The sequence below is a fragment of the Blastococcus sp. SYSU DS0552 genome, assembly GCF_054050815.1.
Genome location: NZ_JBJHAB010000035.1, coordinates 1 through 10,023, shown reverse-complemented (window position 1 = coordinate 10,023; position 10,023 = coordinate 1). Strand labels below are relative to the sequence as shown.

Here is a 10,023-nt window from a genome sequence, read left to right as displayed (position 1 = left end):
CCGTACGAGCCCCCGCCGCGGGGTGTCGGCGCTAGCCGCCCGCACCCGGCGGCCGGCGCCGGCGGCGGTGCCCGCCGCGGCGAGCACCGCCGTCGCCGACGTGCTGCGCGGCCCCGTCCGCCCGGCGCGCGTGCTGCTGAGCCTCCCCGCCGCCCTCTACGTGCAGGTGGCCGGTGAACGCGGCCTCGGTGAGGTCGTCGGCGTCCTGACCAGCGATGCGGCCCGGCTGCCGCTGGGCTGCGTCCTCTTCCGCCCGAGCAACGGGCGCCCGCTGACCGGGCTCCCGACGGGCGCCCCCGCCGAGGTGGGGGCCGGGCGGATCGTCGTCGGGGACCTCGCGGTCAGCGCGTCGGCCTGGTGGGACCCGCGGCCGCGGCTGCCCGGTGGACGGCCCGCGCTCCTGCCCGAGGGGGTCCGGCAGCTGCGCACCGCCCTCTACGGCGAGGGCGTCCCGCACAGCGCCTTCACCCTGCCCGGGCTGCCCACGGGGCCCGGTGGCCCGCTGGCCGCCCTGCGCGGCGCGGTGCGTCGCGCCGACCTCGAGGCCGCGCTGCGCACCGCCACCCGGCTCATCGGCCTCGGCCCCGGGCTGACGCCGGCCGGTGACGACGTCGTGGCCGGGACGATCGCGGGCCTGGTGCTCCTCGGGCACCCGGCGGCGGAACGCTTCGCCGCGGGCGTGTGCTCGCTGGCCGGTGGCCGCACCACCGAGCTGTCCCGCGCGCTCCTGCGGCACGCGGCAGCGGGACAGGTCAGCGGTGAGTACGCCGCCGTGCTCCGCGGGCTGGTCGGCGAACGCCCGCTCGGGCCGGCGATCGGCCGCCTGCTGGCCACCGGGGCCACCAGCGGCCGGGCCATGGCACTGGGCCTGTGCACCGCCATCGACCTGGTGGATCGCACCGCGCGCGTCCGCTGACCGGCGTCAGCCGAGCGGCGTCGCCGCCTCCCCCACCGGTACGGGCAGGAAGGGACCCAGGGCGTCCCACTGCGCGATGCGGCAGCCGTCGACGCGGGACAGCTCCAGGTCGACCGGCGCGCCGTTCCAGCGCCCGGTGATGCGGGCCGTCTGCGGACCGCCGTACTGCTCGGTGCAGACCCGGTCGTCCGGCAGCGGCGCGAACGGCTCGGCCATGTCCTCGAGATGGGCGCAGGCCTCCTCCGCCCGCGGGTGGGTGCCCTCCGCGACGCCGGCGCAGGTCAGCGTCCAGGTCTCCGGCGGCGTCCCGTCCCCGCGGTCGACCACGATCCGCAGGTCGTTCGCCGCCTGCGCGATGCCCGACGGGCCACCGCCGGTTGCGTCGCGCCCGTCACCGGTCGACGACGCGTCCCCGTCGCCCCGCCCCGTGGCGCAGGCGCCGAGCACGAGCGCGGAGACGAGGAGGGCGAGCAGCACCAGGCGTCGCATGCCGGTGCAGACGAGCGACGCCGCCCTCGGGTTCCACCGCAGCCGGCGCCCGGCTGCTCGCCAGGAGGCCCCGAGCGGCGGTTCCGTCAGATCCGGGAGGCGTGGATGCTGGTGACGAGGATCGCCCGGGCACCGAGCTCCCACAGCTCGTCCATCACCCGGTTGGTCTCGGTGCGGGCGATCATGGCCCGCACCGCCGACCAGCCCGGGGTCTGCAACGGGCTGACCGTCGGCCCCTCGATGCCCGGGGTGACCGCGGTGGCGCGGTCGAGCAGCTCGTTGGGGCAGTCGTAGTCGAGCATCACGTACTGCCGCGCGACCAGCACGCCGCGGAGCCGACGGCGCAGCTGCGCCACCGCGGGGATCTCCTCGGACCCTTCACGGCGCACGAGGATGGCCTCGCTGCTGAGCACGGGCTCCCCGATGATGTGCAGCCCGGCGGCGCGCAGCGTCGTCCCGGTCTCCACCACGTCGCAGACCGCGTCCGCGACGCCCAGCCGGCAGGCGGTCTCCACCGCGCCGTCGAGCTTCACCACGTCGGCCTTGAGCCCCTGCTCGTCCAGGTAGCGCCGCAGGAGCACCGGGTAGGCGGTGGCGATCCGCTTGCCGGCCAGCTGCTCGACCTGCTGGATCGCCGACTCCACCGGGGTCGCGAACCGGAACGAGGAGCGGCCGAAGCCCAGCGGCATGTCCTCCACCGCGCTCGGGCCCTCACCGTCGGCCGGGGCGGTTTCCAGCAGCATGTCCCGGCCCGTGATGCCCACGTCGAGCGTGCCGGCGGCCACGTACACCGCGATGTCGCGCGGGCGCAGGTAGAAGAACTCGGTGTCGCTGTCGGGGTCGTAGACGGCGAGGTCCTTGGTGCTGCGCCGCTGGCGGTAGCCGCTCTCGGCGAGCATCTCCGCCGCCGGCTCGCTCAGCACACCCTTGTTCGGCACGGCGACGCGCAGCACTGTTCGATCTCCTGTGTCTCGGGGTGGATCAAAGGTGGGTGTAGACGTCGTCGAGCGTGAGGCCCCGCGCCAGCATGAGCACCTGCACCCGGTAGAGCAGCTGGCTGATCTCCTCGGCGGTGCGGTCGGCACCCTCGTGCTCGGCCGCCATCCAGGACTCGGCCGCCTCCTCCACGACCTTCTTGCCGGCTGCGTGCACGCCGTCCCGCACTGCGGCGACGGTGCCGGAGGCGGCATCCCCGGCGGCCACCTTGGCGGAGAGCTCGGCGAACAGGCTGTCGAAGGTCTTCACGACCGGGCCTCCTGACGGGCGGGGGTCGCGGAGAACCCGGTCTGCCGCTGCGGCGTCCGCAGCTCGCGGAGCACGAGCGCGGTCTGCAGCGCGGCGAGGGTGGCCTCCCAGCCCTTGTCCTCGGCCGAGCCGGGCAGGCCGGACCGGTCGCGGGCCTGCTGCTCGTCGTTGGTGGTGAGGACGCCGTTGCCCACCGGCTTGCCGGCGTCGAGGGCGACGCGGGTGAGCCCCGCGGTCACGGCATCGCAGACGTACTCGAAGTGGGGCGTCCCCCCGCGCACGACGACGCCGAGCGCGACGACGGCGTCGTGGCGCTCGGCCAGGGCCTGCGCCACGACGGGCAGCTCCACCGCGCCCGGCACGCGGACGACGGTCGGCGCGAGAACCCCGCAGGCCTCGGCGGCGGCGACGGCACGGTCCAGCAGCGTCCCGGTGATCTCGGCGTGCCACGTGGTGGCGACGATGCCCAGCGTCAGCCCGGCCGCGTCGACCGGGGTGGCCTGCGGCGCTCCGCTGCCGCTCATGCCGGCTGCTCGTCCTGGCCGAGGGGCACGTCGGTGCCCGGCACCGTCGTGGCGCCCGGGGCGTCGGCCGGACCGGACTCGGTCTCGGGCTCGATGATGTCGAGCAGGTGGCCCATCCGGTCGCGCTTGGTGCGCAGGTACCCGAGGTTCTCCGCGGTGACGTGGCTGGGCAGCGGCACCCGGCCGAGCACCCGCAGGCCGTAGCCCTCCAGGCCGGCGCGCTTGGCCGGGTTGTTGGTCAGCAACCGCATGGTGTGCACGCCCAGGTCGACGAGGATCTGCGCGCCGGTGCCGTAGTCGCGCGCGTCGGCGGGCAGCCCGAGGTCGAGGTTGGCGTCGACGGTGTCGACCCCCATGTCCTGCAGCTGGTAGGCCTGCAGCTTGTGCAGCAGGCCGATTCCCCGGCCCTCGTGCCCGCGGATGTAGAGCACGATGCCGCGGCCCTCCTGGGCGACGGCGGCGAGCGCGGCCTGCAGCTGGGGCCCGCAGTCGCAGCGCAGCGAGCCGAAGACGTCGCCGGTGAGGCACTCGGAGTGCACCCGCACCAGCACGTCCTCGCCGTCGCCGATGTCCCCGTAGACGAAGGCCACGTGCTCGCGCTCGTCGTAGGAGCTCGAGTAGCCGACGGCGGTGAACGTGCCGGGGGCCAGCGGCACGATCGCCTCGGCCACCCGCTCGACCAGCTTGTCGAACCGCTTGCGGTAGGCGATCAGGTCGGCGATCGAGATCATGCACAGGTCGTGCTCGTCGGCGAACAGCCGCAGCTCCTCGCTGCGGGCCATGCCGATCGGGTCCTTCTCGCTGACGATCTCGCAGAGCACGCCGGACGGGCGCAGCCCGGCCAGCAGCGCGAGGTCGACGGCGGCCTCGGTGTGCCCGGGGCGCCGCAGCACACCACCGTCGCGGGCCCGCAGCGGCACGACGTGGCCGGGCCGGGCGAGGTCGGCCGAGGTGGTCTCCGCGGCGGCGAGGGTGCGGATGGTGTGCGCGCGGTCGGCGGCGGAGATGCCGGTGGTGACGCCCTCCCGGGCGTCGACGGTGACCGTGTAGGCGGTACCGAGGCGGTCCTGGTTCACCCGGTGCATGGGCGGCAGGTCCAGCCGGTCGGCGTCGGCCTCGGTCACGGCCACGCAGATGTAGCCGGAGGTGTAGCGGACCATGAACGCCACCAGCTCCGGGGTGGCGAGCTCCGCGGCGAAGATGAGGTCGCCCTCGTTCTCGCGGTCCTCGTCGTCGACGACGACCACGGGCCGGCCGTCCTTGATGGCGGCGATGGCCGACTCGATGGAGTCCAGCCGGGTGCGGGGCTCGTTCATGCGCGGGCCCCCAGCAGACGTTCCACGTACTTGGCGATCACGTCGACCTCCAGGTTGACGGGCTCCCCCGGGGCGCGCGCGCCGAGCGTGGTCTCGCGGAGAGTGGTGGGGATGAGGCTGACCTCGAACCAGGGTTCGGCGTCGGTCGCTGCGCTGACCGCGCTGACGGTCAGCGAGACGCCATCGACGGCGATGGAGCCCTTCTCGACGACGTAGCGGGCGAGCCCGGTGGGCAGGCCGATGCGCACGACCTCCCAGTGCTCCGCCGGCGTGCGGGACCGGATCTCGCCCACGCCGTCGACGTGGCCCTGCACGATGTGCCCGCCCAGGCGGGTGTGCGGCGCGACGGCGCGCTCCAGGTTGACCGGTGCGCCCTCGGCGACGGCGTCCAGGCTGCTGCGGCGCAGCGTCTCGGCCATCACGTCGGTGGTCCACACACCGGCGCCGTCCACGCCCGGCTGGACGCCGGTGACGGTGAGGCAGACGCCGTTGACGGCGATGGAGTCGCCCAGCGAGACGTCGGTCAGGACGGTGCGGGCGCGGATGCTGAGGACGGCGGAGTCGCCCTGGTCCTCGCGCCGGGCCAGGGTGCCCACCTCCTCGACGATGCCGGTGAACACCTCAGCTCCCTCCGTCCGTGCCGGCCCCGCCGGTGCGGGTGCCGCCCTCAGTGTGCCCGGTGGGGTGCAGCCGGATCTGCACGTCCCCACCCAACGGGAGGACGTCGGCGACCGAGTAGGACAGCGCCGCGCCGATCCCGGTGATTCCCAGGTCGCCGACGAGCGAGGGACCGGCGCCCAGCAGCTTCGGCGCGAGGTGCACGACGGCCTCGTCGACCAGGCCCGCCCGCAGGAACGCGGCAGCGAGCGTCGGGCCGCCCTCGAGCAGCACCCGGCGCACGTCGCGGGCGAACAACTCGGCGAGCAGCTCGGCCGGGCTCCCGGCGCGACTGACCAGCGTGGGCGCGGCGTCGTCGAGCACCCGGGCCGAGGCCGGCAGCCGGTCCCGGCGGTCGACGACCACCCGGAGCGGTTGCCGGTCGGCGTCCCGGCCGTCCTCGTCGCGCACGGTGAGCTGCGGGTCGTCGGTGAGGGCGGTGCCGGAACCGACGACGACGGCGTCGCAGCCGGCCCGCAGCCGGTGCACCTCGGCCCGCGCCTCGGGCCCGGTGATCCAGCGGCTGCTGCCGTCGGCCGCGGCGACGCGACCGTCCAGCGTGGCCGCCACCTTCCAGATCACGTACGGCCGCTGTTCGCGGACCCCGGTCAGCCACCCGGCGAGCGCCCCGCGCTCGGCCGCGTCCCGCTCGACGCCGACGACCACCTCGACCCCGGCGGCGCGCAGCCGTTCCGCGCCCCCGCCGGCCAGCTCGGTCGGCTCGGGCACGGCGACGACGACCCGCGCGATGCCGGCGGCCAGCAGCGCATCGGCGCACGGACCGGTGCGCCCGGTGTGCGCGCACGGCTCCAGCGTGACGACGGCGGTGCCGCCGCGGGATCGCTCGCCGGCCTGGGCCAGGGCGCGCACCTCGGCGTGCGGACCGCCGGGTGGGGCGGTGGCCCCCTCCCCCACGACGCTGCCGTCGGCGGCCAGGACCACCGCGCCCACCGCGGGGTTGGGGCTCGTCGTGCCGAGGACCATGACGCCGAGCTCCCGGGCGCGGGCCATCCCGCGCAGTTCGGCCGGGGAGGCGCTCACCCGGGCATCGCCGTGGCGGCCTGCGCGCGCAGCGCGGCGATCGCCTTCCCGGGGTCGTCGGCGCCGTAGACCGCCGACCCGGCGACGAACATGTCCACCCCTGCCTCGGCGGCCTGCTCGATGGTGTCGGCGTTGATGCCGCCGTCGATCTCCACGAGGAGGGTCAGCTCGCCGGCGTCCACGAGCTCCCGGGCCCGCCGCACCTTGGGCAGCACGTCGGCGATGAACGACTGCCCACCGAAGCCGGGCTCCACGCTCATGACCAGCAGGGTGTCGAAGTCGGCGAGGACGTCGAGGTAGTCCTCCAGGGGCGTGCCCGGCTTGATCGCCAGCCCGGCCAGCGCGCCGGCGGCGCGCAGGTCCCGGGCCACCGCCCGCGGATCGGTGCAGGCCTCCGCGTGCACGGTGACGTTGCGCGCCCCGGCCTCGGCGTACCCCGGCGCCCAGCGCTCGGGGTGCTCGATCATGAGGTGGCAGTCCAGGGGCACGGGGCTGACCCGCTCGATCGCCTGGACGACCGGGAGCCCCAGGGTCAGGTTCGGCACGAAGTGCGCGTCCATGACGTCGACGTGCAGCCAGTCCGCGTCGGCCACGCGCGCCACCTCGTCGGCCAGGCGGGCGAAGTCCGCGGACAGCAGGCTGGGCGCGATCAACGGTTGCCGGGGCACGTCCGCCGAGTCTAGGTGGCGGCCACGTGCCGGAACCTGATCCCTCCGCCGGTCGTCAGCCACGTAGGGGCGCGAACGCCGTGGCCCGTTTGCACGGGAGGAGCACCATGCCGACACCCGCCCTCGTCGTCCTCGTCCTCGTCGTGTGGATAGCCGTGGGTTGTGGTGCCGCCCTCTTCCTCGGGCGCCGGGGTTACCGCGATCCCCAGTGGTACTTCCTCGGTGCCGTCCTCGGGCCGCTGTTCGTGCCGGTGGCGATCGAGCGCGGGCGGCGCGAGCACCGGGTGGTCGAGCGGACACCGCTCGCGGACGCCGAGTCCGCGCGGGCCGACGGCGCGGTGACGGTCGTCGTGGGCGTCGACGGGTCCGCGGAGTCCGACCGGTCGCTGCGGGACGCGGCACAGCTCTTCTCCGGCGACGGCACCCGGGTGGTGCTCGTGATGGCGGTCGATCCCGACGTCGTCGAGTTCGCCGACCGCACCGAGCGGGACCGGTGCCGCGGCCTGCTGGAGGAGCGGGCCACCTGGTTCTCCGGGGCCAGACCGGTCGTCGAGCTGGTGAGCGGCCGGCCGGGCTCGGCGCTGCTGGAGGTGGCCGGCCAGGAGGACGCCGACGTCGTCGTGGTGGGCCGGCGGGGCGGCGGCCTCTCCCACCGCATGCTCGGGAGCGTCGCCGAGCACGTCACCCACCACTCCCCCGTGCCGGTGCTGCTCGCCGGGCCCGCGAACCGCTGACCGGGTGCGTCGGGGGCCCACGCGCGTACCGGTGCCCTAGCCTGCGCGCGTGACCGAGACCTCCCGGACGGGCGACCGCCCGACCGCCGCGACGGCGTTGCCGGACGACGCCACCCGGGAGGTGCGTGAGCGCGCCCGGCACGAACTGCGCGTGCACGCCCTCGTGGGGGCGCCGTACGCGGCCGGGACCACCCTGCTCCTCCTGGAGCCGGCGAGCTGGACCGCCGGCACGTGGTGGGCTGCGGGGGCGTTCGCGACGACGGCAGCGCTCCTCGCCTGGGCGTTCCTGGGCACCGAGCGCGGCCGCGAGGGCCACGCCCGGCGCCTGCTCGCTGGGTACGCCGTCGCGCACCACGTCGATCCCGGCCCCGGCCGTCGGGAGGCAGCAGACCTGGAGGCCCGGAACATGGCTCGCCAGCGCCCCTGGGGGCTCCTGATCGTCGCGCTCGTCCTCACCCCACCCCTGCTCTTCGGCGAGTGGGACGACCCGGCGACCGCCGTGCCGGGGGCGGCGCTCCTGGCCGTGGCGGGTGCCGTGTCCGTCGTCGACCGCCTCCGGCAGGCGGCCGCGGGCCGCCGCTGGCTCGCCGGCCCGCCCGGGCCCCCGCGCACCTGAGCGCCCACGCCCGGACGTGTCCGTTGCGCACGACCGGGTAGGCCGGAGCCATGGCTTCCGACACCACCGCCCCCGAGCGCTACGACGGCTTCGACCGCATGCCGATCGGCGGCGCCTGGCGCGCCGGGCGCGCGGGGAAGACCGCCACCGACACCGATCCCTACACCGGCGAGACGCTGACCGAGATCCCGCTCGCGAACGCCGAGGACCTCGACGAGGCGTACGCGCGCGCCAAGGAAGCGCAGCGCGAGTGGGCCGCCCGGCTGCCCAGCGACCGCGCCGACGTGATGCGCCGTGCCGCGCGGATCATGGAGGCGCGCAAGGACGAGATCGTCGACTGGCACATCCGCGAGAGCGGGGCCGCGGCACCGGCCGCCGAGTTCGAGTTCGCGATCACGTTGCGGGACTTCCACGAGGCGTCGTCCTACCCGTACCGGATGGAGGGCCGGATCCTGCCGGCCGACATCGAGGGCAAGGAGAGCCGGGTCTACCGCCGCCCGGTCGGCGTGGTGGCCGTGATCAGCCCGTGGAACGTGCCGATGCACCTGTCCAACCGCTCGGTCGCGCCGGCGCTGGCACTCGGCAACGCCGTCGTCCTCAAGCCGGCCGGTGACACGCCGGTGACCGGCGGCCTGCTGCTGGCCAAGGTCTACGAGGAGGCCGGGCTGCCCCCTGGCCTGCTGTCGGTGGTCATCGGCGCCGGGCGCGACATCGGTGACGCGATCGTCAGCCACCCCACGCCGCGCGTCGTCTCCTTCACCGGGTCCACCCCGGTGGGCAAGGGCATCGCAGAGAAGGCCGGGCTGAAGAAGCTCTCGCTGGAGCTCGGCGGCAACGGCCCGCTGGTGGTGCTCGACGACGCCGACCTGGAGTACGCCGTCGACGCCGCCGTGTTCGGCAAGTTCTTCCACCAGGGTCAGGTGTGCATGATCACCAACCGGATCGTGGTGGACGCCGCGGTGCACGACGATTTCGTCGACCGCTACGTGGAGCGGGTGCGCGGGCTCAAGGCCGGTGACCCCCGCGAGGGCGACACGGTGATCGGGCCGATCATCAACGGCAAGCAGCTCGAGGGCATCCAGGAGAAGGTCGCCCAGGCGCGCGAGGACGGCGCCGACCAGCTGCTCGGCGGCGACCCGACCGGCCCGATCGGCTCGGTGCTGCCGCCGCACGTGCTGCTGGGCACGAACGACGTCGCGACCGCCCGGCAGGAGGTGTTCGGCCCGGTGGCGACGATCATCCGCGCCCGCGACGAGGCCGACGCGCTCGCCATCGCCAACGACACCGAGTACGGGCTCTCCAGCGCCGTCTTCACCCGGGACACCCTGCGCGGCGTCAACTTCGCGCTGCAGGTGGAGGCGGGCATGACCCACGTCAACGACTCCCCGCTCAACGACGAGAACAACACCGCCTTCGGCGGCGAGAAGGACTCGGGGCTCGGCCGGTTCGGCGGCGAGTGGGCGATCGAGGAGTTCACCACCGATCACTGGATCAGCGTCCAGCACACCCGGCGGCAGTTCCCCTTCTGACGGTCGGCCGGGTGGCCTCCCCGTGGGGCCACCCGGCGCCACACCCCGGTGATCGGGCTGCTGGCGGGGCTGGTCGTCGGGCTGACCGGCCGACCCGCCCGCGGCGTCGACCTGTGAAAACTGTCGTACCCCCCGCTTAGCCTGCGGGTATGTCGTCGGGTGTCGGGTTCGCGGTCGGGGTGACCGTGATGCCGGTGAGCCCGCCGTCGGAGTGGGAGCTGGCCGACCCTGATCCGTTGCCGCGGTTGGGTGAACCGTTGAGCGCGTGGTTGCCGGCCCGGCGGGGTG

At 75.1% G+C, this 10,023-nt stretch carries 12 protein-coding genes; 4 read left to right on the top strand and 8 right to left on the bottom strand.

Annotated elements, in window-relative coordinates; all coding sequences use genetic code 11:
* On the top strand, positions 1 to 916 hold a 916-nt coding region (locus ACI8AG_RS20265), incomplete at its 5' end, for a DUF2877 domain-containing protein (protein WP_456598461.1).
* A gap of 6 nt (positions 917 to 922) precedes the next feature.
* Here ACI8AG_RS20265 and ACI8AG_RS20260 read toward each other — a convergent pair.
* The 8 genes from ACI8AG_RS20260 to rpe all read right to left on the bottom strand — a co-directional run bounded on the left by ACI8AG_RS20260 (position 923) and on the right by rpe (position 6,856).
* Positions 923 to 1,405: an SSI family serine proteinase inhibitor gene (locus tag ACI8AG_RS20260; protein ID WP_456598460.1), complete on the bottom strand. Its 483-nt coding sequence runs from the start codon at positions 1,403 to 1,405 to the stop codon at positions 923 to 925.
* 86 nt (positions 1,406 to 1,491) lie between these two features.
* On the bottom strand, positions 1,492 to 2,358 hold the full coding sequence (gene hisG, locus ACI8AG_RS20255; protein WP_456588693.1) for an ATP phosphoribosyltransferase: 867 nt from the start codon (positions 2,356 to 2,358) through the stop codon (positions 1,492 to 1,494).
* 28 nt (positions 2,359 to 2,386) lie between these two features.
* On the bottom strand, positions 2,387 to 2,650 hold the full coding sequence (locus tag ACI8AG_RS20250) for a phosphoribosyl-ATP diphosphatase (RefSeq protein ID WP_456588692.1): 264 nt from the start codon (positions 2,648 to 2,650) through the stop codon (positions 2,387 to 2,389).
* Complete coding sequence (gene ribH / locus ACI8AG_RS20245; protein WP_456598459.1) at positions 2,647 to 3,174, bottom strand: 6,7-dimethyl-8-ribityllumazine synthase; 528 nt, start codon at positions 3,172 to 3,174, stop codon at positions 2,647 to 2,649. The genes ACI8AG_RS20250 and ribH overlap by 4 nt, the downstream gene beginning before the upstream one ends.
* Entirely contained in the window at positions 3,171 to 4,490 is a 1,320-nt protein-coding gene (locus ACI8AG_RS20240; protein ID WP_456588690.1) for a bifunctional 3,4-dihydroxy-2-butanone-4-phosphate synthase/GTP cyclohydrolase II, read from the bottom strand. Before ACI8AG_RS20240 ends, ribH begins: the two co-directional genes overlap by 4 nt.
* Positions 4,487 to 5,110: a riboflavin synthase gene (locus ACI8AG_RS20235; protein WP_456598458.1), complete on the bottom strand. Its 624-nt coding sequence runs from the start codon at positions 5,108 to 5,110 to the stop codon at positions 4,487 to 4,489. The genes ACI8AG_RS20240 and ACI8AG_RS20235 overlap by 4 nt, the downstream gene beginning before the upstream one ends.
* 1 nt (position 5,111) lies before the next feature.
* A complete protein-coding gene (gene ribD, locus ACI8AG_RS20230) occupies positions 5,112 to 6,188 on the bottom strand; it encodes a bifunctional diaminohydroxyphosphoribosylaminopyrimidine deaminase/5-amino-6-(5-phosphoribosylamino)uracil reductase RibD (RefSeq protein ID WP_456598457.1) in 1,077 nt (358 codons plus the stop codon).
* Positions 6,185 to 6,856, bottom strand: coding sequence for a ribulose-phosphate 3-epimerase (gene rpe, locus ACI8AG_RS20225; RefSeq protein ID WP_456598456.1), 672 nt, complete (start codon positions 6,854 to 6,856; stop codon positions 6,185 to 6,187). Before rpe ends, ribD begins: the two co-directional genes overlap by 4 nt.
* 107 nt (positions 6,857 to 6,963) lie before the next feature.
* Here rpe and ACI8AG_RS20220 point away from each other — a divergent pair, with 107 nt between their 5' ends.
* The 3 genes from ACI8AG_RS20220 to ACI8AG_RS20210 are packed head-to-tail and all read left to right on the top strand — an operon-like array spanning position 6,964 to position 9,735.
* Positions 6,964 to 7,590, top strand: coding sequence for a universal stress protein (locus ACI8AG_RS20220; RefSeq protein WP_456598455.1), 627 nt, complete (start codon positions 6,964 to 6,966; stop codon positions 7,588 to 7,590).
* Positions 7,591 to 7,639: 49 nt separating this feature from the next.
* A complete protein-coding gene (locus ACI8AG_RS20215; RefSeq protein WP_456598454.1) occupies positions 7,640 to 8,206 on the top strand; it encodes a hypothetical protein in 567 nt (188 codons plus the stop codon).
* Positions 8,207 to 8,256: 50 nt separating this feature from the next.
* A complete protein-coding gene (locus ACI8AG_RS20210; RefSeq protein ID WP_456598453.1) occupies positions 8,257 to 9,735 on the top strand; it encodes an aldehyde dehydrogenase family protein in 1,479 nt (492 codons plus the stop codon).
* Positions 9,736 to 10,023: the final 288 nt, after the last annotated feature.

Coding starts and splice junctions, on each gene's coding strand:
- ACI8AG_RS20260 (WP_456598460.1), bottom strand. CDS start 1,405: ATGCGACGCCTGGTGCTGCTCGCCCTCCTCGTCTCCGCGCTCGTGCTC.
- ribH (WP_456598459.1), bottom strand. CDS start 3,174: ATGAGCGGCAGCGGAGCGCCGCAGGCCACCCCGGTCGACGCGGCCGGG.
- ACI8AG_RS20240 (WP_456588690.1), bottom strand. CDS start 4,490: ATGAACGAGCCCCGCACCCGGCTGGACTCCATCGAGTCGGCCATCGCC.
- ACI8AG_RS20220 (WP_456598455.1), top strand. CDS start 6,964: ATGCCGACACCCGCCCTCGTCGTCCTCGTCCTCGTCGTGTGGATAGCC.
- ACI8AG_RS20210 (WP_456598453.1), top strand. CDS start 8,257: ATGGCTTCCGACACCACCGCCCCCGAGCGCTACGACGGCTTCGACCGC.